Source organism: Rhodopseudomonas infernalis (assembly GCF_022271405.1).
Taxonomy (GTDB): domain Bacteria; phylum Pseudomonadota; class Alphaproteobacteria; order Rhizobiales; family Xanthobacteraceae; genus Rhodopseudomonas; species Rhodopseudomonas infernalis.
The window spans coordinates 1-24,657 of the sequence record NZ_JAJNAL010000030.1 but is presented as its reverse complement, the minus strand read 5'-3'; the positions used below and the strand labels follow the sequence as shown (position 1 = coordinate 24,657).

Annotated in this window: 23 protein-coding genes; 8 read left to right on the top strand and 15 right to left on the bottom strand. The window is 66.9% G+C overall.

From position 1 onward, the window contains the following. Positions 1-132: 132 nt before the first annotated feature. The 5 genes from LPW26_RS18455 to LPW26_RS18435 all read right to left on the bottom strand — a co-directional run bounded on the left by LPW26_RS18455 (position 133) and on the right by LPW26_RS18435 (position 5,816). On the bottom strand, positions 133-1,050 hold the full coding sequence (locus tag LPW26_RS18455; protein ID WP_238736999.1) for a phosphoribosylaminoimidazolesuccinocarboxamide synthase: 918 nt from the start codon (positions 1,048-1,050) through the stop codon (positions 133-135). A gap of 71 nt (positions 1,051-1,121) precedes the next feature. After that, the gene (locus LPW26_RS18450) at positions 1,122-2,039 is read right to left on the bottom strand and encodes a pirin family protein (RefSeq protein ID WP_238736998.1); all 918 of its coding nucleotides are present in this window, start codon (positions 2,037-2,039) and stop codon (positions 1,122-1,124) included. 179 nt (positions 2,040-2,218) lie between these two features. After that, positions 2,219-3,637, bottom strand: coding sequence for a malonyl-CoA decarboxylase (locus LPW26_RS18445; protein WP_238736997.1), 1,419 nt, complete (start codon positions 3,635-3,637; stop codon positions 2,219-2,221). Positions 3,638-3,769: 132 nt separating this feature from the next. After that, on the bottom strand, positions 3,770-4,375 hold the full coding sequence (locus LPW26_RS18440) for a PAS domain-containing protein (protein ID WP_238736995.1): 606 nt from the start codon (positions 4,373-4,375) through the stop codon (positions 3,770-3,772). A 64-nt stretch (positions 4,376-4,439) separates the two neighbouring features. Beyond that, on the bottom strand, positions 4,440-5,816 hold the full coding sequence (locus LPW26_RS18435) for an MmgE/PrpD family protein (protein WP_238736994.1): 1,377 nt from the start codon (positions 5,814-5,816) through the stop codon (positions 4,440-4,442). A gap of 153 nt (positions 5,817-5,969) precedes the next feature. Here LPW26_RS18435 and LPW26_RS18430 point away from each other — a divergent pair, with 153 nt between their 5' ends. Further along, complete coding sequence (locus LPW26_RS18430; RefSeq protein ID WP_238736993.1) at positions 5,970-7,085, top strand: FUSC family protein; 1,116 nt, start codon at positions 5,970-5,972, stop codon at positions 7,083-7,085. Positions 7,086-7,096: 11 nt separating this feature from the next. On the opposite strand, the gene LPW26_RS18425 is transcribed toward LPW26_RS18430, so the two are convergent. Genes LPW26_RS18425 through LPW26_RS18415 form a run of 3 tightly spaced genes read right to left on the bottom strand, consistent with a single transcriptional unit; the run spans position 7,097 to position 8,615 of the window. Further along, a complete protein-coding gene (locus LPW26_RS18425; protein ID WP_238736992.1) occupies positions 7,097-7,606 on the bottom strand; it encodes a hypothetical protein in 510 nt (169 codons plus the stop codon). 44 nt (positions 7,607-7,650) lie between these two features. Beyond that, positions 7,651-8,124, bottom strand: coding sequence for a DUF2867 domain-containing protein (locus tag LPW26_RS18420; RefSeq protein ID WP_238736991.1), 474 nt, complete (start codon positions 8,122-8,124; stop codon positions 7,651-7,653). Between the two features lie 29 nt (positions 8,125-8,153). Further along, on the bottom strand, positions 8,154-8,615 hold the full coding sequence (locus LPW26_RS18415) for a DUF2269 family protein (RefSeq protein WP_238737048.1): 462 nt from the start codon (positions 8,613-8,615) through the stop codon (positions 8,154-8,156). 579 nt (positions 8,616-9,194) lie between these two features. Between LPW26_RS18415 and LPW26_RS18410 the strand changes: the two genes are divergently transcribed. From LPW26_RS18410 to LPW26_RS18400, 3 genes are all read left to right on the top strand, one after another. Then, the gene (locus LPW26_RS18410; protein WP_238736990.1) at positions 9,195-10,352 is read left to right on the top strand and encodes an extracellular catalytic domain type 1 short-chain-length polyhydroxyalkanoate depolymerase; all 1,158 of its coding nucleotides are present in this window, start codon (positions 9,195-9,197) and stop codon (positions 10,350-10,352) included. 113 nt (positions 10,353-10,465) lie between these two features. Then, entirely contained in the window at positions 10,466-12,949 is a 2,484-nt protein-coding gene (locus LPW26_RS18405; RefSeq protein WP_238737046.1) for a PAS domain-containing hybrid sensor histidine kinase/response regulator, read from the top strand. Positions 12,950-13,101: 152 nt separating this feature from the next. Further along, positions 13,102-13,521 carry a DUF1236 domain-containing protein gene (locus LPW26_RS18400; protein WP_238736989.1) on the top strand — a complete coding sequence of 140 codons (420 nt, stop codon included), beginning with the start codon at positions 13,102-13,104 and terminating at the stop codon, positions 13,519-13,521. A 103-nt stretch (positions 13,522-13,624) separates the two neighbouring features. Here LPW26_RS18400 and LPW26_RS18395 read toward each other — a convergent pair whose 3' ends face one another. Together LPW26_RS18395 and LPW26_RS18390 are read right to left on the bottom strand one after the other, a co-directional pair. Beyond that, positions 13,625-14,281 (bottom strand): MBL fold metallo-hydrolase, encoded by a 657-nt coding sequence (locus tag LPW26_RS18395; protein ID WP_238736988.1) that lies wholly within the window; start codon positions 14,279-14,281, stop codon positions 13,625-13,627. Between the two features lie 118 nt (positions 14,282-14,399). Then, positions 14,400-15,434 carry an aspartate-semialdehyde dehydrogenase gene (locus tag LPW26_RS18390; RefSeq protein ID WP_238736987.1) on the bottom strand — a complete coding sequence of 345 codons (1,035 nt, stop codon included), beginning with the start codon at positions 15,432-15,434 and terminating at the stop codon, positions 14,400-14,402. A 157-nt stretch (positions 15,435-15,591) separates the two neighbouring features. On the opposite strand from LPW26_RS18390, the gene LPW26_RS18385 reads away from it, so the two are divergent. Continuing rightward, the gene (locus tag LPW26_RS18385) at positions 15,592-15,927 is read left to right on the top strand and encodes a hypothetical protein (protein ID WP_238736986.1); all 336 of its coding nucleotides are present in this window, start codon (positions 15,592-15,594) and stop codon (positions 15,925-15,927) included. Positions 15,928-16,090: 163 nt separating this feature from the next. Then, positions 16,091-16,471 (top strand): hypothetical protein, encoded by a 381-nt coding sequence (locus LPW26_RS18380; protein ID WP_238736985.1) that lies wholly within the window; start codon positions 16,091-16,093, stop codon positions 16,469-16,471. A 205-nt stretch (positions 16,472-16,676) separates the two neighbouring features. On the opposite strand, the gene leuB is transcribed toward LPW26_RS18380, so the two are convergent. Then, positions 16,677-17,789, bottom strand: a complete 1,113-nt coding sequence (gene leuB / locus LPW26_RS18375; protein ID WP_238736984.1) for a 3-isopropylmalate dehydrogenase — start codon at positions 17,787-17,789, stop codon at positions 16,677-16,679. Positions 17,790-18,011: 222 nt separating this feature from the next. Between leuB and LPW26_RS18370 the strand changes: the two genes are divergently transcribed. Next, entirely contained in the window at positions 18,012-19,193 is a 1,182-nt protein-coding gene (locus LPW26_RS18370) for a YbfB/YjiJ family MFS transporter (protein ID WP_238736983.1), read from the top strand. A 254-nt stretch (positions 19,194-19,447) separates the two neighbouring features. Here the strand turns inward: LPW26_RS18370 and LPW26_RS18365 are convergent, their stop codons facing one another. The 4 genes from LPW26_RS18365 to LPW26_RS18350 form a co-directional block, all read right to left on the bottom strand. After that, the gene (locus LPW26_RS18365) at positions 19,448-19,963 is read right to left on the bottom strand and encodes a superoxide dismutase family protein (RefSeq protein WP_238736982.1); all 516 of its coding nucleotides are present in this window, start codon (positions 19,961-19,963) and stop codon (positions 19,448-19,450) included. A 259-nt stretch (positions 19,964-20,222) separates the two neighbouring features. After that, positions 20,223-20,999: a molybdopterin-dependent oxidoreductase gene (locus LPW26_RS18360; protein ID WP_406677867.1), complete on the bottom strand. Its 777-nt coding sequence runs from the start codon at positions 20,997-20,999 to the stop codon at positions 20,223-20,225. 6 nt (positions 21,000-21,005) lie between these two features. Continuing rightward, on the bottom strand, positions 21,006-21,644 hold the full coding sequence (locus tag LPW26_RS18355) for a cytochrome b/b6 domain-containing protein (protein WP_238736980.1): 639 nt from the start codon (positions 21,642-21,644) through the stop codon (positions 21,006-21,008). Positions 21,645-21,860: 216 nt separating this feature from the next. Beyond that, positions 21,861-22,448: a fasciclin domain-containing protein gene (locus LPW26_RS18350; protein WP_238736979.1), complete on the bottom strand. Its 588-nt coding sequence runs from the start codon at positions 22,446-22,448 to the stop codon at positions 21,861-21,863. A gap of 273 nt (positions 22,449-22,721) precedes the next feature. Here LPW26_RS18350 and LPW26_RS18345 point away from each other — a divergent pair, with 273 nt between their 5' ends. Continuing rightward, the gene (locus tag LPW26_RS18345) at positions 22,722-24,233 is read left to right on the top strand and encodes a malonate--CoA ligase (RefSeq protein ID WP_238736978.1); all 1,512 of its coding nucleotides are present in this window, start codon (positions 22,722-22,724) and stop codon (positions 24,231-24,233) included. Positions 24,234-24,657: the final 424 nt, after the last annotated feature.

Genomic DNA, 24,657 nt, shown 5'->3' with positions numbered 1-24,657 from the left:
GCGCGCGAAGCGCGAACCCGGAATCCCGAAGTGTTCTGCGACTCAGTGGTTTCCACAACTGCGGGATTCCGGGTTCGTGCGCGTTCCGCGCACTCCCCGGAATGACGGGGAGGGGACGCGGATGGGGCGGCGTTACTTCACCACCAAATCGGTCCCCGTCAGCCGCCGATAGGCTTCGAGATATCGCTGCGAGGTCGCGGTGACGACGTCGTCGGGTAGCTTGGGCGGCGGGGCTTCGCCGTTCCAGCGGCCGGCGCGGCGTTCGGCGTCGAGGTGGTCGCGCAGCGGCTGCTTGTCGAAGGAGGGCTGCGGCCGGCCGGGCTGATACGCGTCGGCGGCCCAGAACCGCGACGAATCCGGCGTCATCACCTCGTCGATCAGGATGATGCGGCCATCGGTGTCGCGGCCGAATTCGAATTTGGTGTCGGCGATGATGATGCCGCGCTCGCGGGCGATCTGTTCGCCCAGCGTGTAGATCGCCCGCGTCATGTGTTCGAGCGTGAAGGCGTCTTCCTCGCCGACGATCTCGCGCATCCGGCCGATGGTGATGTTCTCGTCGTGGCCGGTCTCGGCCTTGGTGGCCGGGGAAAAGATCGGCGGCGTCAGCTTGCCGCTTTCAAGCAGGCCCTCGGGCAGCTGCTCGCCGGCGAGCGTGCCGGAGGCGGCGTATTCCTTCCAGGCCGAGCCGGTGATGTAGCCGCGAATCACGCATTCGATCGGAAACACCGTGGTGCGACGGCACAGCATGGTGCGGCCGGCGATCTCGGCGCGGTGCGGCGCCAGCGCCGGCACGGCGTCGACGATCTCGTCGGTGTCGGCGCTGATCATGTGGTGCGGCACCACGCCGCCGAGCTGGCTGAACCAGAACGCGCTGACCTGGGTGAGCACCGCGCCCTTCATCGGGATGGTCTCGCCCATCACCACGTCGAACGCGCTGATCCGGTCGGTGGTGACGAGCAGCAGGCGCTCGTCGTCGACGGCGTAGATGTCGCGGACCTTGCCGCGGCCGATCTTGGTCAGCGGCAGGTCGCTCGAGAGCATCGTGGTCATGGGCCCGGTCTTTCACGCAGCAGGCGACCGCCGGCGGCCGGCGGTGCGCAACAATCGGAAGCGGGACTTTATCATTCCGGCAGCGGAATGAACTCGCTCTCGTTCGGAACGGCGGCAAAACGGCCGGTTTTCCAGTCCTGTTTGGCCTGTTCGATGCGCTCGTTGCTGGACGAGACGAAATTCCACCAGATGTGGCGCGGCCCCTCCAGCGCGTCGCCGCCCAGAAACATCATCCGCGTGTCGGTCTGAACCCGGACGGTGATGCGGTCGCCGGGGCGGAAGATCAAGAGCTGCGGCCCGACATGGCGGTCGCCGGCGATCTCGATCTCGCCGTCGACCAGATAGATGGCGCGCTCCTCGTGGTCGGGATCGAGCGGCACCGAGGTCCCGGCGCGGGCGTTGACCTCGGCATAGAACCACGGCGACACCATCGTTACCGGCGACGACTTGCCGAACGCGCTGCCGGCGATCACGCGCGCGGTGAAGCCGGAGGTCTCGACGGTCGGCAGCGTGCCGGCGGCGAAATGCTGAAACGACGGAGCGATCTCTTCCGAGCCCTTCGGCAGCGCGATCCAGCTCTGCAGGCCGAGCATGTTCTGGCCGTCGCGGCGTTCGACCTCCGGCGTGCGCTCCGAATGCGCGATGCCGCGGCCGGCGGTCATCAGGTTCATCGCGCCGGGCGCGATCTCCTGGATGTTGCCCTCGCTGTCGCGATGCATGATCTTGCCGTCGAACAGATAGGTGACGGTGGCGAGCCCGATATGCGGATGCGGCCGCACGTCCATGCCCTTGCCGGCGATGAACTGCACCGGGCCGAAATGATCGAAGAAAATGAACGGCCCGACCATCTGCCGCTTGCCGTGCGGCAACGCGCGGCGCACCGCGAAGCCGTCGCCGAGGTCACGCGTGCGCGGCACGATGACGAGATCGAGCGCGTCGCAGGTCTTCGGGTCGCCAAGCACGGGATCGTCGGTCGGCATCCAGCTCATGGTGGGCCCTCTTTCTTCCTATAGCCGGCGAGACGCGCGGCTCGGTCAACTTGTTACTTCCGTCATGGCCGGGCTTGTCCCGCCTGCGGGGCCGAAGCCCCTTCGGCGCGGCGAAGGCCCGGCCGGGCATGACGGTGATTGTGACGACGTTTGCCTGCATCACATCGTCCGCGTGCGCCTTACGCCGGCGGCGCGATGGCCAGCGGAGCCGCCTTGCCGTTGGTCTTGCGGGGTTCGCTGGTCAGCGGCTTCGACGGCAGTTGCTTGCGCACCGCCGAGGCGGCGGCGATCTGGGCGCGTTCGGCGAAGGCCTCGTGGTTGGTCTCGATCTCGCCGAGCGCATACAGGTAGTTCACCATCAGCCCGTGCGACTGCCGCATGCCGTTGGGCGAGCGGTCGCCGAGGAAGTTGAGGGCTTCGAGCCGCGCGCCGTTGCCGAGATGGAAGCGCGCCACCGGGTCGAGCGGCAGGCCGCGCGGGTTCTTGGCCTGCAGGAAGTACGCGGCGGCGAGCGGCAACAACAACGGCTTGATGTGATCGGCCGTCTCCGGGTCCTCGAACCAGTCCGGTGTGTCGAGCACCTCGAGCGCCGCGCGTGCGGACGCGTCGAGCAGCACGGAGTCGGCGTTGGCGCGTTCGCGCGCCAGCCATTTGGCGAAGCCCGGCACCGGCGACAGCGTCACGAAGCTCTGCACGTTGGGCAGCTCGCGCTTGATCTCCTCGACCACCTGCTTGATCAGGAAATTGCCGAACGAAATGCCGGCGAGGCCCTTTTGCGTATTCGAGATCGAGTAGAACACCGCGGTCGTCGCATCCTTCGGCGAGATCGGCGCGCGGTCGAGATCGAGCAGCGGCGCGATCGCGTTCGGACGCTCCAGCGTCAGCGCGACCTCGACGAAGATCAGCGGCTCGTCGACCAGCTGCGGATGAAAGAAGCCGTAGCAGCGGCGGTCCGGCGGCGCGAGCCGCGCGCGCAGATCGTCCCAGTTGTGAATGGCATGGACCTGCTCGTAGCGAATGATCTTCTCGAGAATGTTCGCCGGCGTATTCCAGTCGATCCGTTGCAGCACCAGAAAGCCGCGGTTGAACCACGAGGTGAATAGATGCACGAAGTCGTCGTCGACATGTTTGAGCTGCGGATGATCGCCGAGATGCCGCAGCACGCCCTCGCGCATCCGCACCAGCGACGCGGTGCCGCCCGGCGCGAGGTTGAGGCGGCGGATCAGCTCCTGCCGGCGCGGCTCGGCGGCCTCGAGCAGACGGCCTGCCGCGTCCGGTGACGCGCCGCTGACGTGAAACGCTTCGACCGCCGCAGTGAGCTGCGCGAGGTCGGGACCGAACTCTTCGGCCAGCGCATCGAGAAAGCCGATCTGGTCCGCTTCGTCGGCATCGTCATAGCCGGACAGCAGCGTGCTCGCGAGCACGACGCCGGTGGCTTCGCCGCGGCGCGACAGCAGCGTTTCGCCGAGCGCGATCAACTCGTCTTTGGTCTTCGGCTGATTGTTGTTCGACCGGAACAGGCTGCGGCCGCGTTCGGTGAGGCTGGTGAACAGCCCGCCAAGGAATTCCGACGCGCGATCGACGGTCGCTTGCGGCATTCAATTCTCCCTCTGGCATGCATGGTGCGGTGTCGCGCCTTCGCTATGCGCAAAGCATAGAGGCGCCGCGCGACCTGTTCCAGACGCGCGACGCCGCAGATGGTTGCGCCACGGCATCGTGATCGGCGGCGATCAGTTCGCCAGCACTTCGGCGGTGATGTCTTCGATGTGATTCAGCAGGCAGATCAGTTTTCCGTCGGCGGCGTGCAGCGGCGTGTTGATCATCAGCCAATAGCGCTCGATGAATGCCGCAGAGCCGTCGCGGACGTCGTAGCGCTGAACCGGCAAAGCATGCGGCTGGCCGGTTTCGGCCACCGCGCGCAGCGAGTTGTAGAGGTTGCTGACGCCGTCGGCGGTCTCGATCGCCGGATTGTCGGGAAGCACGTCGAACAGTGGCTTGCCCGCAACCTCGCGGTGGTTTGTGTAGGTGGCGCGGCCGTAGGCTTCGTTGATGGCGATGATCTTCAGCCCGGGGCCGGAGTCGATCAGCATGTAGGGATCGACGGAGGTGTCGAAGTTGCTCCACAACCGCGTGAGGCCGCCTTCGTGATCACCACTGCGTCGCCGCGCCGCAATCGGCAACAGATCCGCGCCGGAGAGCTGCGAATTCAGCAATGCCAGCTCGCGCTTGTTCAAGGCGAGCAGTTTCAGCAGCGTCCGGCGCAAGGTTTCGTCAGCAGCGCTCTCGAGCAACCGATCGAAATGCGCGATGTTCTGCTCGCAGACGAACCGCTGCATGCCACCTCGCCAAATAATTGATGCGACGAGGATTAGCTACTTTAGATTGTGAGTAAGTCAATACCTAGCAGACAGGCGCGCGGGCCAGTCTCGTCGCGTCGGCGACCTTGTCCTGGCGTTCCAGCGTCAGAATGGCGTCGGCGAAGCGCTGCGCCTGACCGTCCAGCACCGGGCGGGCGAGCTGCAGGAACTTCTGCGCCATCGCCTGATCGGACGGGAAGGTCTCGGGCTCGCCGGGCGGATCGGCCGCGAACCGCTCGTGGGTGCCGTCGTCGGTGGTGACCGACACCCGCGCGCCGAACGGATGGGTCTTGCCTTCGAGCCGCTCGTCGCGGACGACGTCGAACTTGTCGGCGAGCGCATCGACCGCCGCATCGCCGAGCCGGGCATAGTCGTCCCAGCCGAAGCTGCCCTGCTCCAGCGCCAGCGCGCCGGTGAAGAACATCGAGAACTGGCCGCCGACGATCGAGGACGGATGCCGCTTGGTGGCGGCGTCGCCGGTCAGCGTGATGCCGTTGCGGTGCAGCCCGATCTCGACGCGCTTGATCTGATCCGGCGCCAGATTGTGCTCGCGGCGCATCGCGATCAGCGTGTCGATCGCCGCGTGGGTGTAGCGGCAGCTCGGATACGGCTTCACGCCGATCTTCATGGTCTCGTAGACGCGGCCGAGATCGGCGACCGCCTTGTCGTGATGCGGCGTGTCGGTGTAGCCGACCAGCAGGCCGTGGATGCCCTCGACCGATTCGGTCGAGCCGATGAAGCCGTTCTTGGCCAGCGTGGCGGCGACGACGCCGTTCATCGCGGCGGCGCCGACCTGATAGCGCTTGTTCCAGGCGCCGTTGACCAGGAACTGCAGCGAGCCGGCGGCCTGGCTGCCAGAGACGCCGAACGCCGACACGATCTGATCCGCCGACAGGCCGTACAGCTTGGCGGCCGCGGCGGCGGCCCCGTAGGTGCCGGCTGTGGCGGTCGGGTGAAAGCCGCGGGCGTAATGCGAGGTCGGATCGAGCGCGTTGCCGAGCCGGCAGCACACCTCGTAGCCGGCGACGATCGCGGTCAGCACGTCACGGCCCGAGGCGCCGACCATTTCGCCGACCGCGAACGCGGCCGGCACCACCGGGGCCGAGGGGTGCAGCGAGGAGTCGGCGTGGGTGTCGTCGAAATCGAGCGAATGGCCGAACGCGCCGTTGAGCAGGGCTGCGATCGCCGGCGTGCGGCCCTTGTCGTCGCCGAACACGGTCGCCTCGCCATCGGCGTCGAGCGACAGCGCCTGCAGCATCGCCAGCAGCGACGGCGTCGATTCGGCGTCGCGCCGCGCGCGGATCGCGCTGCCGAGGAAATCGAGGGTGAGCACCTTGGCCCGCGCCAGCACGTCCTGCGGAATGTCGTCGAAGCGCAGCGCGGCCACATAGCCGGCGAGCGTGGCGGTTTCGTTGGCCATGGGGGCTCCCTGTTGTTTTGCGCGGCACGTTAGGCGGGCCGGCGACGCGGTTCAAGCCACGCGGCCGCAGGGCCGGGCTGCGGCCGCAATTGCACCGCAGCAGCCGCTATGCTCTGTCAGCCCGATCATCACCGTTGCGACGATTCCTTCAGCATGAAGCCATTCTGGTCCCGATACCCCGCACAATGGCGCCCGCGCCGGCCGCAATGGGGGCTGGCGCTGCGGGTCACGCTGGCGTCGTTGCTGGCGCTCGCCATCGCCCAGGCTCTGCATCTGCGGCTGCCGCTCTGGGCGGTGCTGACCGCCATCATCGTCACCCAGCTCAGCGTCGGCCGCTCGGTGCAGATCGCGTTCGACTATCTGGTCGGCACCATCGGCGGCGCGATCTATGGCGGCGCCATCACCATCCTGCTGCCGCATCACAACGAGCTGGAGCTGCTCGGCGTGCTGGCGCTGGTGGTGGCGCCGCTGGCGCTGCTCACCGCCATCAAACCGTATTTCAACGTCGCCACCGTCACGGCGATCATCGTGCTGCTGGTGCCGACCATGACCAAGGTGGCGCCGCTGGATTCGGCGATCGACCGGGTGCTGGAAGTCGCGGTCGGGGCGCTGACCGGACTGCTGGTGTCGTTCCTGGTGCTGCCGTCGCGCGCCCAGGGGCTGGCGCTCGGCTCGGCCGCGCGCGCGCTCGACCTGATGGCGGTGGCGCTCGGCGAATTGCTCAACGGCCTCACCAGAGGGCTCGATACCGAGGCGCTGCACCGGCTGCAGGACGGCATCGGCGAATCGCTGGTGAAGCTGACCGAGATCGGCGGCGAGGCCGAGCATGAACGCGCCACCGGGGTGTCACCGGGGCCGGATCTGGCACCGCTCAGCCGCACGCTGCTGCGGTTGCGGCACGATCTGGTGATGATCGGCCGCGCCGTGACGGCGCCCTTCCCGCAGCCGCTGAAAGATCGTTTGGGTCCGTCGCTGGAGTCGTTCCGATCGGCGGCGACGCTGCATCTCGCCGCCAGCGCCGCGGCGCTGCGCGATCGCACGCCGCCGCCGCCGCTGCGGGCGGTGACCGCGGCGCTCGATGCCTATTCGGCAGAGGTCCAGACGGTGCGGCAGGACGGACTGACCCGCAGCCTGTCGGGCGAACAGGCCGAGCGGTTCTTCGCGCTCGGCTTCGCCATGGAACAGCTGCGGCAGAATTTCGTCGATCTGGAAATGCGCGTGGGAGAGTGGACGAAGTCAGGCGCCGCCGCGACGGCGCCGGCAGGCTGAGGGCCCGTCCGTCAGCGCGTGCGCAGCGCTTCCAGAGCGAGCTGGCTGAGCCGCTCCGGGTCGTGTTCGCCGCGCGAGGCGTCTTCGAGGATATGGTCGGAAAGGAATTGCAAGGCGCTCGACGGCGCCTGCAGTGGCAGCGTCTCGATGCAGCGCTCGAGCGCCTCGGACATCGCCGCCACCACCTGCGGGCTGAAGGCATGCGCCGTCGGCGACACCTCGCCTGGTGGCGGCACCGGCGAGTCTGCGGTGGTCTTCAATTTGCTGCCGAGCCGGGCGGCTTCTTCCATCACGCACAGATGGATCAGCGCCGACTGCGCCAGTGCATCTTCGTCGGTCTCGCCGGCGCGGGACAGCGCGACGATCCGGGCTGCCAGCCGCTTGCGGTTGTCCTCGGTGTCGACGCGCGAGCCTTCGACCTCGACGAAGCGCTCCCAGGCGCTGTCGAACGCCCGCGCCAGCGCTGCGGTGTGCTCGTCGGGGGGCGATACGCCGGTCGTGTTGTCGATGTCACCGTCCACGCTGCGCCAACCGCTGCCGTTCCCTGAAGTTCCGTCGCGCGCCGTCAATCCGCGAGCTGTCGCAGCATCGCACGCACCACCGCGCGGTGGAACGGCATAATGGTCGCCAGATAGATCCGGCCGATCCGATTGTTGGTTCGCACCAGCGTCGAGGCGACGACCCTGCGGCCGTTTTCCCCACCCTCGACATCGATCACGACGCGGAAGTCGAGATGGCTGTCGTCGAAGCCGGCGACGATGCGCTGCGGCGTCTCGCTCCGCACCGGAAAGATCCCGATGGTGTCGCCGTGGGCCGGCCGATCGCGGGTTGGTGTCTTCAGTCCGAACGGCGCCACGATAAGATTGCGCAGCCGCATCAGCATGCCGATCCAGCTTGGGCCCTGTTCGATCATCCGGACCGCCGCGGTGCGGGCATCGAGCGCCCGGTCGCCGATCCCGATGCAGAAGGCGTCGACGAACTGCGCGCCGGGCAGCAGCACGTCGCGCTCGACGGTCGGCCGAATTTCCCGAACAGGCATCGGACCCCTCGGCGCTGGCTCTGCGGCGGTCAGAACTTGACCACCATGAAGAAGATCGCCGCCACCAGAGGCACGGTGGCGATGATGCCCCAGACCAGCCAGCGCTTGGCATCGCGCCAATAGCTGTCGGGGATCGGGCTGCCGTCGGCGAAGCCGCGCGCCGCCCGCGCCTGGCGGATCTGCAGCGGGATCAGCACGCCCAGCCACATCAGCCCCGAGATCGCGAACAGGATCTGGCCGGCGACCAGCCAGAACGAGGTGAACAGCGGGACGTCGCGGACCAGCGCGGCGCCGTAGCCGCCGACCATCACCAGCACGATGCCGATCACCGTGAAGATGAAATCCGACACGGTGACGCCGCGTTGCGCGTGGGCGATGATCTTGGGGTCGCGCGTCATGTCGGAGAACGCCTTCCAGAACGCCGTGATGGTGACATTCCCGACCAGCACCACCACGCCGACGACATGGAGAAATTTGAAGACGTCGTACATATGGTCCGACAAGTCGCACTCCGTCCGGGCGCATTGCAGCACGCCGAGGCTGCATGGTCGCGGCGCTGTCAGGTTGCTCGGGGTTTTCGGAGCGGTTGTCAAATCGACCTTCGTTGCGGCGACCGAATGGCGCGCCGAGCCGGGCCCGCGCCGCTGCGGCACGCCGCGCGAGATGTTGTCGAAGTCTGCGCCAGGGCGACGGTCGAGGCGCCGCCGCGGAGTTGTTAGCGTTGCGCCACGCGCGGCGAGCGCGGGCTTGAGCACAGCTATTCCCAGCCGGATTCGGCCGCCGGGCCTGTGCACGGCGTTTCGCTCGCCAACCGCTCGGCCGGTTGCCGCCGCGATGGTGGCGGTGTTGCGCTTCAAGGTCGGTACCGCGATCGTGCTGCTGCTTTGCGCCGGCTCCGGGCTCGGGCTGCACCTGGGCCGGGCTGGTGTGCGGCCGAGCCAGGAACCTTCAAGGGCTTCGAATCTTCCGACCATGTGCCGCAACGCACAAAGCAGCGTGCAATCCATTCCATATTGCAATGCAGCAACTATATGTGCCAGGGCCTGTGGGCTGCCGGAATAGGAGCTGCCGTGTCTCTCAAGAACACAATCGATTTTCTCGCCCATCTTCGAAAGATTAACGGCTTCAGCGGGTTGAGCGAGAGTGGCGGTGCTTCTGAACCTGCCAGCCGGCTGACCGAGACAACCGATTTCGGCGCCAATCCGGGTAATTTGCGAATGTTGTCGTACGCGCCGGAGGTCGGCGCGAAGCGCATTCCCCTCGTCGTCGTGCTGCATGGCTGCACCCAGACCGCCGCCGGTTATGAAGTAGGGACCGGCTGGTCGTCATTGGCGGAGCGGTATGGCTTCGCCCTGCTGATGCCGGAGCAGAAGCGCGCCAACAACCCGAACAACTGCTTCAACTGGTTCGCGTCCGAGGATATCCGGCGCGATCACGGTGAGGCCGGATCAATCCGGCAGATGGTCGAGCATATGACCCGGCACCACGGCATCGACGATGCGCGGATCTACGTCACCGGCCTATCCGCGGGCGGCGGGATGGCCGCGGTGATGCTGGCGACCTATCCCGACGTGTTCGCCGCAGGCGCCGTGATCGCGGGGCTGCCCTACGGTGTCGCCACCAATGTGCGGCAGGCGCTGAAGGAGATGCGGCAGTCCTCGCCGCAGTCCGCCCGCGCCTTGGGCGATCTGGTGCGCCACGCCTCGTCGCATCGCGGCCCGTGGCCGAAGCTGTCGGTCTGGCACGGCACGGCCGACCGCACTGTGGATTCCGGCAATGCCGATGCGCTGGTCCGGCAATGGCTGGACCTCAACGGCCTGCCGGAAGTGCCGACCGAACAGGGCGAGGTCGACGGCTTTCCGCATCAGGTGTGGCGGAATCCGCGCGGCGAGATCGCCGTCGAGTCCTACACCGTCACCGGCATGGCGCACGGCACGCCGCTCGGCCGTGGTGACGACGAGGCCTACGGCGTCGCCGGCCCGTATTTGCTTGAAGCGGGCATTTCGTCGTCGCATCTGATCGCCGAATTTTTCGGCCTCACCGGACGTGTGGTTCAGCGCAAGACAGCGGTGGTGAAACCGGCGCCGAAGCTGGAGAGTGAAGCGGATGCTCGTGCGGGCACCTTTCGCGCACGGCCGTCGTCCGGACGCGGGCAGGGGCGAGGTCGGGGCCTCGACGTCAATGCCGTGATCACCCGCGCCCTCACGGCGGCCGGCCTGATGAAGTAGTTTCGTCGCCGGCTGAGGCCGGCGGCAGTTCCATGTATGGGGCTCGGTTTGCGGGCGGGGAAAGCGGTGTTAGGTTGCCGTTCCTCGCCACGCGCGACATCGTCTGCTGGCACATGCTGGACCCAAAACCCTCCCACACTGCAAGTTTTCTCGCTCGCGGCGGTGAGCTCGGCGCGCTGATCCGTGCATATGACTGGGCGAACTCGCCGCTGGGACCGCCGCAGGGCTGGCCCCAGGGGCTGCGCACCGTGCTGCGGCTGGTCCTCACAACCCGGCATCCGATGCTGGTGTGGTGGGGTCCCGACCTGATCCAGTTCTACAACGACGCCTATCGCGAACTGATCGGGCCCGAGCGCCATCCCGGTGCGCTCGGTCAAGGGGCGCGCGAATGCTGGCCGGAATTCTGGGACCAGCTCGCGCCGAAGATCGAGCAGACGTTGAGCGGCGGCGAGCCGATCTGGCGCGAGAACGAGCTGGTGCCGGTGCTGCGCCACGGCCGGCTCGAAGACGTCTATTGGACCTATGGGTTCAGCCCGATAGATCAGGACGGCGACATCGGCGGCGTGCTGGTGGTGTGCCGCGACGTGACCGGCGACGTGCTGGCGTCGCGGCGGCTGCGCGAACGCGAGGCCGAGCTGGCGCGGGTCCAGCAGATCGGCCGGATCGGCGGACTCGAGGTCGACCTGCGTTCGGGATTCCGCAACCGGCGTTCACCGGAATATCTGCTGGTCCACGGCCTGCCGCCGGATGCGACCAACGAGACCCACGAGGATTGGGTTCGGCGGGTTCATCCCGAGGACCGTGAGGCCACGGAACGACAATTCGTCGATGCGGTGAAAGGCGGGACGCGCGACTACACGGCCCGCTACAGGATCATCCGCCCGAGCGACGGCGAGACGCGGTGGATCTCGGTGCGCTCGGTGATCGAGCGCGACGAGGACGGCGCGCCGCTGCGACTGGTCGGCGCGCATATCGACGTCACCGAGCAGGTCGAAGCCGAGCAGCGGCTGCAGGCCAGCGAAGAGGCCGCGCGCCGGCTGGCCGATCAACTGGCGCAGCTCAACACCACGCTCGAGCAGCGCGTGCAGGAGAAGACGCGCGAGCGTGACCGGATCTGGAACGTCTCGCAGGATTTGCTGCTGGTCGCCGATCAGGACGGCGTGTGGCGCACGGTCAATCCGGCCTGGACCGCGACGCTGGGCTGGCGCGCCGATGAACTGCTCGACAAGACCTCCGAATGGCTCGAGCACCCGGCCGACGAGGCGATCACGCGGCGGCAATTCGCCCGGCTCGCCAGCGGCGGCACCGTTCGGTTCGAGAGCCGCATCCGCCACAGGGACGGCAGCTATCGCTGGCTGTCCTGGACAGGCGTCTCGGATGCCGAGGCGGTCTACGCGGTGGCGCGCGACGTCACCGCCGAGAAGGCCGCCGCCGAACGGCTTCGCCTCGCCGAAGAGGCGCTGCGGCAATCGCAAAAGATGGAGGCGGTCGGCCAGCTCACCGGCGGCATCGCGCACGACTTCAACAACCTGCTGACCGGCATCGTCGGCTCGCTCGATCTGATGCAGACGCGGCTCGGGCAGGGCCGCCTCGATTCACTCGATCGCTATATCGGCGCCGCGATGACCTCGGCCAATCGCGCGGCGGCGCTGACGCATCGGTTGCTCGCCTTCGCGCGGCGGCAACCGCTGGTGCCCAAGCCGGTCGACGTCAATCAGCTCGTGGTGTCGCTCGAAGATCTGCTGCGGCGAACGATCGGCGAGGCGATCGATCTGTCGATCAAGCCGGAGCCTGGCGTGTGGCTGACACTGTGCGATCCCAATCAGCTCGAGAGCGCGCTGCTCAATCTCGCCATCAACGCCCGCGACGCGATGCCGGACGGCGGTCGGCTGACGATCTCCACCCGCAACAGCAGCTTCGATGCCGCCGAGATGCCGGCGCTGGTGCCGGGCGACTACGTCTGCCTCACCGTGGCCGACACCGGCTCCGGCATGACCGAGGAGATCGCGGCTCGCGCATTCGATCCGTTCTTCACCACCAAGCCGCTGGGGCAGGGCACGGGCCTTGGTCTGTCGATGATCTACGGCTTCGCGCAGCAGTCGCACGGCCATGCCAGCATCGCCAGCAAGCCTGCCGAAGGCACGTCGGTGACGCTGTATCTGCCGCGCGATTACGGCGAGGCATCGGCAGGGCCGGATTCGGCGAAGCCGACGCACGACCACGCGGCGCGCGGCGAGACCGTGCTGGTAATCGAAGACGAGGCGGTGGTGCGCGGCGTGATCGTCGAGATGTTGCGTGATCACGGTTACCGGGTGCGTGAAGCGATCGACGGCCCGTCGGGGCTGGCGTTCGTGCAGAGCGGCGAGCCGATCGACCTGCTGCTGTCGGACATCGGCCTGCCCGGTCTGAACGGTCGCCAGCTTGCCGATCAGGCGCGCGTCCTGCGGCCCGGTCTCAAGGTGCTGCTGATGACCGGCTACGCCGAGAGCGCGGCGATGACCGAAGACATCGCCCAGGCCGGCATGGAGCTGATGACCAAGCCGTTCGATCTCGGCGACATGCTGGCGCGCGTCCGCGCGATGCTGGCCAACGCGTAGTTCGATTCCCCGTTCGGCTTCGTTCCAGTCTGAACGTCCGTTCATCGCAGCGGCGGGGCGCCGATTCTTCTGCAGGTGACGTGCTGCAGCGCCGGAACGGATCATCGTGCGGCGACTTGTCATGCACCTTTCCTACTTATGGAGCTTCAATCATGTTCAATCGCTTTGTCGGAACTGCCGCTGTTATTCTCGCGCTTGCTGCTCCTGCCGTCGCCAACGCCCAGGGCGTCCCGGGCGGCGTCGAGCGCGGCGCGCGTGAAGGCGAGCGCGCCGCCGGCCCGATCGGCGCAGTCGTCGGCGGCACCATCGGTGGCGTAGTCGGCGGTGTCAGCGGCATCCTCGGCGTCGACGACCGTCCGCGCTTCCGCTCCTACGTCGTCGAGCAGCGCCGGCCGTCCTACTCGTATCGTGACGAAGTCCGCGTCGGTGCCGTGTTGCCGGCCGATGGCGTGACCTACTACGAAGTCCCGGATAATTTCAGCGCCGCGCGTGACTATCGCTACACGGTGGTCAACGGCCGCACCGTGCTGGTCGAGCCGCGTACCCACCGCATCGTCGAAATCATCGACTGATCCGGCTGAGTCTTGAATGAGTGCACGGGACGGGCCGCTTCGCGCGGTCCGTCCTTTGCGCGTCTGGCCTTTGCGCGTCCGGCTGCACCAGAACGCACCAGCGTCAGGTCAGAAATGGATTCGTCAAGCGCTCCTGGCCGATGCTCGATCCGGGGCCATGGCCGCAGATGAATCCGACGTCGTCGCCGAGCGGCAGCAGCTTGTCGTTGATCGAGCTGATCAGCGTCGCGTGGTTGCCGCCGGGCAGATCGGTGCGGCCGACCGAGCCGGCGAACAGCACGTCGCCGACCAGCGCAAAGCGCATCGCCTCGTTGAAGAACACCACGCTGCCGGGCGAATGGCCGGGGCAATGCAGTACCTGGAATTTAAGCTCGCCGATCTCGACGCTGTCGCCCTGGTCGAGCCAGCGATCGGTGGTGACATCGCGCACGCCGTCGATGCCGAAGCTGCGGCCGCTGTTCACGACGTTGTCGAGCAGAAACTGATCGTCGCGATGCGGCCCGATGATCTGCACCTTCAACGCGTCGCGCAGCTCGGCGGCGCCGCCGACGTGATCGATGTGGCCATGCGTCAGCCAGATCGCCTCGACGCTGACGCCGACCTTCTCGATCGCCGCCAGAATCTCCGGCACGTCCCCGCCCGGATCGATCACCACCGCCTTCCGCGTGGCCTCGCACCACAGCAGCGTGCAGTTCTGCTGAAACGGCGTCACCGGAATGATGGTGGCGCCGGCTTTTGCTCTGGTCTGAGTCTCGGTCATGGATCAACACTGCCTGTCGGGGAGGGCCAGTCAAAACGGACCGCGCACCAAGGATCCGTCATCGCCGGGCTCGACGGCATCAAGCCCGGCACGCTGTCGTGACCTGTCAGACGACGGACTACGCCGCTTTCTGCTTGGCGGTGATCAGCTTGCGGTTGATCAGCACTTCGGCGATCTGGATCGCGTTCAGCGCTGCGCCCTTGCGCAGATTGTCGGACACGCACCACAGCACCAGGCCGTTGTCGACGGTCGGGTCGGTGCGGATGCGGCTGATATAGGTCGCATCCTCGCCGGCGGCTTCATACGGCGTGACGTAGCCGCCGGGCTCGTGCTTGTCGATCACCAGGCAGCCCGGCGCGCTGCGCAGGATGTTGCGCGCCTCGTCGACCGAGATCGGATTCTCGAACTCGATATTGACCGATTCCGAATGGCTGACGAACACCGGCACCCGCACGCAGGTGGCGGTCAGCTTGATCTTGGGATCGAGAATCTTCTTGGTCTCGACAACCATCTTCCACTCTTCCTTGGTAAAGCCGTCTTCCATGAAGACGTCGATCTGCGGGATGAGGTTGAAGGCGATCCGCTTCGGGAATTTCTTATTCACCAGCTCGGAGTTGGTGTAGACGGCCTTGGTCTGCGAGAACAATTCGTCCATGCCATCCTTGCCGGCGCCCGACACCGACTGATAGGTCGACACCACCACGCGCTTGATGGTGGCGAAGTCGTGCAGCGGCTTCAGCGCCACCACAAGCTGCGCGGTCGAGCAGTTCGGATTGGCGATGATGTTCTTCTTGGTGAAGCCGGCGGCAGCCGCGGCGTTCACCTCCGGCACGATCAGCGGCACGTCCGGATCCATCCGCCACGCCGACGAATTGTCGATCACGACCGCGCCCTGCGCGCCGATCTTGGGCGACCATTCCTTCGACACCTCGCCGCCCGCCGACATCAGGCAGATGTCGACGTCGCTGAAGTCGTAATGCTCCAGCGCCTTGCATTTCAGGGTCTTGTCGCCGTAGCTCACCTCGACGCCGACCGAGCGGCGCGACGCCAGCGCCACCACCTCGTCGGCCGGGAACTTGCGTTCGTCCAGAATGCCGAGCATCTCGCGCCCGACATTGCCGGTCGCACCCACCACCGCGACTTTATAACCCATCGTTCACTCTCCGAAGAAATTCGCTTCGCCGCGCCCAGGCGCGGAAAGGAGAAGCCAGCGCTTCTATGCGAGAAACGCCCGCAACACAACTTGATACCTGCCTTGCGGCATCCGCCGCACCGGCGTTTTGCGTGCCCTTCCGCCTGGAGCTTTGCCGATGCGACCCAACCCGCCACGCCAGGCTGATGCCTCTCGGACCCACCCGGCGCTCGCCGGATTTGCGGAGGACTGCGGCCGCACGCTGATGGGCCTCGTGGTCTATGTAGGTGCTCTGGCGCTGATCGGCAGCGCCGTCGTTTACGCCGCCGCACCGCTGACCGACATGGCGATCACGGCGGCGACGGACGCTTTCGCGGGCCGGATCGATCTGGCCAGCGACGCCGGCGCGGATGCCGATGGCGGCCGCAGGGACACGGCGCGCCGCCCGGCGCCGGGCGCGGCAGGCCGGACAGCCTCGGGCGCGCCACCTTTCGGGTTGCGCGGGGCGTTATGACAATGATTCGCGCAATGGATTAAAGCGCTGGAATCGATGCAACATTCTGGCAAGGCCCGGATTGCATTATTGCTCGCGGTGTTGCCCGATTGACCTTGTGGCAATGCCACAGGCACGGCTAGAAAGAGGCGTAATTCGCAATGCGTCTGTCGATGAGGACCCGATGACCCTGAAATTCAATGCCGCCAAGACGTTTGCGGTGCTGCTCGCGACGGCAGCCGTGATCGCGACCGGCATCCCCTCCGCAGACGCGCAGCAGGCCTCCAAGAAGCGTGTCTACCGGTCGAACGACCAGGTTCGCTATGGCGACCGCGGTCCGAACGTGTCGTACCAGTCGGGCCCGCGCACCCGCGTCTACATCACCAAGCGCTCGTGGCTCGATGCCGGCACCGAAGTGCTGCCGGGCGACCGCAAGTTCACCGACTATGCCAACCCGCCCGGCTACTCCTTTGCCCGCGAGAATGGCCAGCGCCCGATCGACCGCGCCCCGCTCAACCCGCCGTCGGATTTGGGCGGCTACCCGACCGGCTTCCCGCTGTACTGAGCGACGCCGAGATCGGGATAAGACATCCAGAACCGAAAATGCCCGGCTGAGCCGGGCATTTTTTATGGACCTGGGCCCGTAGGGTGGGCAAAGGCGCGCAGCGCCGTGCCCACGGGTTCGGCGTTCACCACTCAGGCGTCGGCGTGGGCACGCTTCGCTTTGCCCACCCTACGGGGAGCGGCCGGCGAAGCGGCCCGCCTCAGCCTCAGCCGTGCAGCGCCTGCAGCTCGGCCACGATGGCTTCGCCCATCTGGCTGGTCGACACCACGGTCGAGCCTTCGCTCTTGATGTCGGCGGTGCGCAGGCCCTTGGCCAGCACCGCGGCGATCGCGGCGTCGAGCTTGTCGGCGAGCTCGCCCATGTCGAGCGAATAGCGCAGCGCCATGCCGAACGAGGCCAGCATCGCCACCGGATTGGCCATGCCCTTGCCGGCGATGTCGGGCGCCGAGCCGTGCACCGGCTCGTACATCGCCTTGCGCTTGCCGGTCTTGGCGTCGACCTCGCCGAGCGACGCCGACGGCAGCATGCCGAGCGACCCCGTCAGCATCGCCGCGATGTCGGACAGCATGTCGCCGAACAGGTTGTCGGTGACGATGACGTCGAACTGCTTCGGCCACTTCACCAGGTTCATGCCGCCCGAATCGGCGAGCTGATGCTCGAGCTCGACGTCCTTGTAGTCGCGGCCGTGCAGCTGGGTGATGACCTCGTTCCAGAGCACGCCCGTCTTCATGACGTTGCGCTTCTCCATCGAGGTGACCTTGTTGCGGCGCTTGCGAGCGAGGTCGAACGCTACCCGGCCGATCCGCTCGATCTCGTAGGTGTCGTAAACCTGGGTGTCGACCGCGCGCTTCTGTCCGTTGCCGAGATCCGTGATGGTCTTCGGCTCGCCGAAATACACGCCGCCGGTCAGCTCGCGCACGATCATGATGTCGAGGCCTTCGACCACGTCGGGCTTCAGGCTGGAGGCCTCGGCGAGCGCCGGGTAGCACACCGCCGGGCGGAGATTGGCGAACAACGCCAGATCCTTGCGCAGCCGCAGCAGGCCGGCCTCGGGGCGCGCCTCGTAGGGCACGCCGTCCCATTTCGGGCCGCCGACCGCGCCGAAGATCACTGCGTCGGAGGCCTGCGCCAGCGCCATGGTGGCGTCGGTGATCGCGACCTTGTCGGCGTCATAGGCGGCGCCGCCGACCAGGCCGTGTTCGGTCTCGAATTTGGCGATGCCGGCCTTGTTGAGCCAGTCGATCAGCCGGCTGACTTCGGCCATCACTTCGGTGCCGATGCCGTCGCCGGGGAGAAGGAGGAGTTTATGCGTCGCCATTTGAGACCTCGATATTAGGAAGGTCGTCATGCCCGGGCTTGACCCGGGCATCCATCCATTTTCGCGAAGAAGCTGGATTGCCGGGTCGAGCCCGGCAATGACGACCTGTGGGAAATCCGCGCGAGTGCTAAAGCGCCGTTGCGGGCTTGGCAAGACAGTGTTGCGGGCGGCTCTGTTGCCCAAATGGCGAACTCGCTGTCACTATGGCGGCGGGAGAAACGCTTGACCCTGCTCGACCGCACCGAGGCGCAGCCGCATGCCGCGCGCCTGATCCTGATCCTGTCATTAGCACCCACGGTCGGCCTCGGGATCGGCCGCTTCGCCTATTCGCTGCTGCTGCCGGACATGCGCGACAGCTTGGGCTGGTCGTATTCGGCCGCCGGATTCATGAACACCGTCAATGCGGCGGGGTATCTGGTCGGCGCGCTGATCACCTCGCGGCTGGTGCAGCGCTATGGGCTGTCCGCGATCGTCCGCGCCGGGACGCTGGCCTGCGTGCTGTCGCTGGCGATCTGCGCCGCGTCGGGCAATTTCATTCTGCTGTCGGCGGCGCGGCTGATCGCCGGGGTCGGGGCGGCGCTGGCGTTCGTGGCGGGCGGCGCGCTCGCCACCATCATCGCGCAGTCGCAACCGGCGCGCTCGGCGTTCCTGCTCAGCCTGTTCTATGCGGGGCCCGGCATCGGCATTCTGTCGTCCGGGCTGATCACGCCGTTTCTGCTGCAGGCGGCGGGGCCTGGCTCATGGTGGATCGGCTGGCTGGTGATGGGGGCGCTGGGCGCCGCGATGACGCTGCCGCTGCTGCTGGCGCCGCTCGACAGCCACGCCACCATGAGCAGCGAGATGCCGGCGAGCTTCCGGGTGCGGCCGGTGCTGATCTATCTGGCCGGCTACTTCATGTTCGGCGCCGGCTACATCGCCTACATGACCTTCATGATCGCCTATGTGCGCGACGCCGGCGGCGGCGCCGCGGCGCAGAGCGCGTTCTGGTGCCTGATCGGCTGCAGCGCCTTCGTGACGCCCTGGGTCTGGCGGCGGGTGATGGCGCTGCACCGCGGCGGGCTGTCGACCACCATCATCCTGGCCGTCAACGCGATCGGCGCGGCGCTGCCGTTGTTCGGGCTGTCGACCGCGATGCTGGCGATTTCGGCGCTGGCGTTCGGGGTGTCGTTCTTCGCCGTGGTGGCCTCGACCACCGCGTTCGTGCGCTTCAACTACAGCCAGGCGCAATGGCCGGGGGCGATCGCCGCCATGACGATTGCGTTCGGCATCGGCCAGACGCTGGGCCCGCTGGTGGTCGGCGCCATCACCGATGCGATCGGCAACCTGTCCTCGGCGCTGGCGGTGTCGGCCGCGACGCTGGCGCTCGGCGCGGTGCTGTCGGCGTTTCAACGGCCGCTGAAGTAATAATTCACCCACGGACGTCATTCCGGGGCGCTCGCGCAGCGAGCGAGCCCGGAATCCGGTGGTTGGTGCGACGTGCGTCGGCGCAGAACAGGTCGGGATTCCGGGTTCACGCGCTGCGCGCGTGCCCCGGAATGACGTGCCTTGGAAAGGCGACGCGCGCCCCGGGATGACATGCCCTGAAACCCGACGCGTGCCCCGGAATGAAATGCCCTGGAAACGCGACGCTCGCCCCGGGATGACGGTCGCCTGGACGGTTACTTCGCCTGTTCGATTACCCCGCAGGCGATGCGGTCGCCGGCGTTGCCGGCGGGATCGGACTTGTAGTCGTCGGCCTTGGCGTGGATCACCAGCGCGGTGCCGCCGTCCTTGAACACCGAATTCGGTTTGCCCTTGGCGAGCGTCACCGCGTCGTTGGTGACGTCGATGTCGAGTGCGCCCGAAGCCGGGATCTCGAGGTTCGGCATGTCGCCCGCATGGGCACCGCCCTCGGCCATCTTGCCGTGCTTCTTGTTGTCCGGATTGAAATGGCCGCCTGCCGAGGTGAACGGCGGCTCGCATTTGCCGACGGCGTGGACGTGGAAGGCGTGCTCGCCGGGCGGCAGCCCCTTCAGACTCAACTTGATAGCGACGCCCTTGGCGCCTTCGGTGAGGGTGGCGGTGCCGATCTCGGCGCCCGCGGCATTCTTCAGCAGCGCCTTGGCGGTGTCGGCCGCCAGCGCGCTGCCGGTGAAGCCGATCAGCGCAGCGGTGCACAACATGGCTCGAATCATACGTCCCTCCCGTTTCGATTTGCTGCGCGACGCTATCACCACGGCGATGACACCGCCAACACGCCATCAGCCGCGGGGCCATCGGGGAACTTTTCGCAAGCAGCGCGGCTGGACGGGCCTCTCCACGAGTCATTCCGGGGCGCTCGCGGCAGCGAGCGAACCCGGAATCTCGGTGGCTGGTTCTTTTTCATCACTTCTGGATTCCGGGTTCGCGCAGCTTTGCTGCGCGCCCCGGAATGACGGTGGGTGGGGTGGGACGTCAGAGGCCGCTGAACGAATTGTAGCCCTGGTCTTCCCAGTAGCCGCCTTTGTAGTCGTTGGTGACTTCCATCGACACGACGTATTTGGGATTCTTGAAGCCGAGCTTGGTGGGGATGCGGATCTTCATCGGGTAGCCGTAGGCGCGCGGCAGCACCTGGCCGTCGTATTTGAACGTCATCTGGGTTTGCGGATGCAGCGCGGTCGGCATGTCGATCGGCGAGGTGTAGTCGTCGGCGCAGCGGAACCAGACGTATTTGGCGCGGGTGTCGGCGCCGACCAGCTTGAGGAAATCGCGCAGCGGCGTGCCGCTCCACGAGCCGATCGCGCTCCAGCCCTCGACGCAAATGTGCCTGGTGATCTGGCTCACCTCGGGCAACTTGCCGAGCTCTTCGATCGTCCAGCTCTTCTTGTTATCGACCAGCCCGGTGACTTCGAGCGCCCATTCCTTGCCGTCGATGGTCGGCGCGTCGTCCAGTGAATAGAACGCGTTGAACGGGAACGGGCGGGTGATGTCCTTGTCCGAATAGGTCGGCGCCAGCGTGTCGGGATTGAAGATCGCCGCCTGCACCGCGTCGTTGAATTTCGACACCTTGGCGAGCAGCGTCTCGGCCGATGCGCCGTCGACCACGTCGCAGCCGGTGAGCAGCGTCAGCGCCCCGAGGCTGGCGCCGCCAGTGAGGAAGCGCCGGCGGCTGACGTCCGGCATCAGCGCCGCGGCGTCCTTGACCAGCAGCTTCTTGTCGACACCGGGTATCAGCAGGGATTTGATACGCATCATGGCCTATCTCCCGATGATCATCGCGCGCAGGCTTTTCGGCACCAGCAGCGCGAGCAGGATGTGCACGACCAGGAAGGCGCAGATCGCCGTCATGGCGGCGAAGTGCACGTAGCGGGCGGTGTCGTAGCCGCCGAACAGTGCGGTGAGCGCCTGGAATTGCACCGGCTTCCAGATCGACAGGCCGGACAGCACGATCAGCACGCCGACCAGCAGGATGCCGACATAGAGCAGACGCTGCACGTAGTTGTAAACCGACAGGTCGGCATGCGACAGCCGGAAGGTCGCCGCCTTGGCGAGATCCGACACCACGCCGCGCGGCGAGATCGGCCACAGCTTGCGGCGGAAGCGGCCGGTGGCGAAGCCGAGCGCCACATACAGGATGCCGTTGATCACCAGCACCCACATCGCGGCGAAGTGCCACAACAATCCGCCGCCGAGCCAGCCGCCCAGCGTGATGTTGCGCGAGAACTGGAAGTCGAACAGCGGCGAGGCATTGTAGATCTGCCAGCCCGACATGATCATCGCGATCATCGCGGCCGCGTTGATCCAGTGCATGATCCGCACCCAGGCGGGCTGGATCACTTTGGCGGCGCCCTCGACGCGCGCGGCGCCGGTCTGATCGCTGATCGTCGTGCTCGACATCGGCTACTGTCCTGAAACGGGATGGTCAAAGTGGAGGAGGCGTTTCGCCCAACCATAACCCCGCCTCGTTACGGTCACTCCCTCACGATCGCCAGCATAGAACCGAGGTGGTGATCACGAAAGCGCGAGCCGCATGCGGCCCGCGCCTCGCGAAGCGGCCAGGGAGCCACTTCGTCCGGCCGCTCCCGGGGGACGTGAGGAGCGGCCGGTGTCCGATTAGGACGGCATCAGGACGGTATCGACCACGTGGATCACGCCGTTGGACTGATTGACGTTCGGGATCGTCACGGTCGAGCTGCCGCCCTTGGAGTCGACCAGCATCACCTGGTCGCCCATGCGCTTCACGGTCAGCGTCTCGCCTTCGACGGTGGTCAGCTTCTTGCCGTCGGTCAGGTCAGCGGCGACGAGTTTGCCGGGCACGACGTGATAGGTGAGGATCTTGGTGAGCTGCTTCTTGTTCTCCGGCTTCACCAGCGTGTCGACGGTGCCGGCCGGAAGCTTGCCGAAGGCGGCGTTGGTCGGGGCGAACACGGTGAACGGACCCTTGCCTTCCAGCGTCTTGACGAGGCCGGCGGCCTTCACGGCGGCGACCAGGGTGGTGTGATCCTTGGAGTTGACCGCGTTCTCGACGATGTTCTTCGACGGATACATCGGCGCGCCGCCGACCATCACGGTCTTGTCGCCGCTCATCTCGCTCTTCTTCATCATCATCTTGTCTTCGGCCGACGCCGGCACCGTCACGACGGCGTTGAGGGTCAGCACGCTGAGCGCGGCGGCGGACAGAAAAGCAATTCGCTTGGACATCTCTCGTCTCCCGTTTGGTTGAAGACCCGCGCAAGTGAAGCGGGCGGTTGATGACCCGGCCCGCACCGGCGAGAGCGCCGTGGGCGGAGTGCCTTGTCGAGCGGAGTTACGGGAGGTTTCGGGCGCCGTTTCAGGATTTCTTTTTTGTCGCAGGGCGAAACCGAACGCCGCGTCGACCGTTCCTAGCCGCTTGGGCTGTCGCCGGCCGTTGCGCTCGGATCGGCGTTGTTGTTATTGCAGTGCTGCCTTTTCGCAGCCTGACGGAACATCCCCATGAGCGCCAATCTGTTTTCCCGTCTGTTCGACGGGCTCGCCGATCCCGCCAAGCTCGCGATCGAAACTGCGGAGGGCGGCCGGATCAGCTATGGCGAGCTGGTGGCCCGCGCCGGACGCGTCGCCAACGTCCTGATCGATCGCGGCGTGCAGCCCGGCGACCGCGTGGCGGCGCAGACCGAGAAATCGGTCGAGGCGCTGGTGTTGTATCTGGCGACGGTGCGGGCCGGCGCCGTGTATCTGCCGCTCAACACCGCCTACACGCTGCACGAACTCGATTACTTCATCGGCGACGCCGAGCCCAAGCTGGTGGTGTGCGATCCTGGCAAGCGCGACGGCATCGCCGAGCTCGCCGCCAAGGTCGGCGCGCGCGTCGAGACGCTCGGGGCGGACGGCCAGGGCTCGCTGACGGATGCGGCCGCGCAGGCAAACGAAGACTTCGCGACGGTGCCGCGCGGCGCCGACGATCTCGCCGCCATCCTCTACACCTCGGGCACCACGGGGCGCTCCAAGGGCGCGATGCTCAGCCACGACAATCTGGCGTCGAACTCGCTGACGCTGGTGGACTACTGGCGCTTCACGCCCGACGATGTGCTGATCCACGCGCTGCCGATCTATCATACGCACGGCCTGTTCGTGGCCAGCAACGTCACGCTGTTCGCCCGCGCCGCGATGATCTTCCTGCCGAGGCTCGATCCCGACAAGATCATCGACCTGATGGCGCGTGCCACCGTGCTGATGGGCGTGCCGACCTTCTACACCCGCCTGCTGCAGAGCTCGCGGCTCACCAAGGAAACGACCAGCCACATGCGGCTGTTCATCTCCGGATCAGCGCCGCTGCTCGCCGATACGCACCGCGAATGGCAGGCGCGCACCGGTCACGCCGTGCTCGAGCGCTACGGCATGACCGAGACCAACATGAACACCTCGAACCCGTATGACGGCGACCGCGTCCCCGGCGCGGTCGGGCCGGCGCTGCCGGGCGTCGCGGCGCGCGTCACCGATCCGGAGACCGGCCGGGAGTTGCCGATCGGCGAGATCGGCATGATCGAGGTGAAGGGCCCGAACGTGTTCAAGGGCTATTGGCGGATGCCGGAGAAGACCAAGTCGGAATTCCGTGACGACGGCTTCTTCATCACCGGCGACCTCGGCAAGATCGACGAGCGCGGCTACGTCCACATCCTCGGCCGCGGCAAGGATCTGGTGATCACCGGCGGGTTCAACGTCTATCCGAAGGAAATCGAAAGCGAGATCGACGCCATGCCGGGCGTGGTCGAATCCGCCGTGATCGGCGTGCCCCATGCCGATTTCGGCGAAGGCGTCACCGCCGTGGTGGTGCGGACCAAGGGCGCGCCGATCGACGAGACGCAGGTGATCAAGAGCCTCGACGGCCAGATCGCCAAATTCAAGATGCCCAAGAAGGTGATCTTCGTCGACGACCTGCCGCGTAACACCATGGGCAAGGTCCAGAAGAACGTCCTGCGCGAGACGTACAAGGATATTTATAAGTAAGAGCGGCTGTCGTCCCGCATACTAATTGCGGACTTCAGGAAAGAACGACTCTTCTAGCTCCACACTCCGTCATTCCGGGGCGCGCGGGAAACGCGCGAACCCGGAATCCAGAAGTTGTTGTGCGCCGGTTCTTTTCCATCACCTCGAGATTCCGGGTTCGCTCGCTGACGCGAGCGCCCCGGAATGACGGGGGTGGGGCGGGCGAACTAACTACGATCAGTGACTGAGCACGGCGCTAGACCTCCCCTCCCCCCGGGGGGGGGGGGGGGGGGGGGGGGGGGGGGGCGCGCCCCGCGGGGGGGGGGGGGCCCCCCCCCGGGGGGGGGGGGGGGGGGGGGCGCCCCCCCCCCCCCGCCCCGGGGGGGGGGGGGGGGCGGCGGGGGGGGGGGGGGGGGGGGGTGGGGGGGGGGGGGGGGGCGCGGCC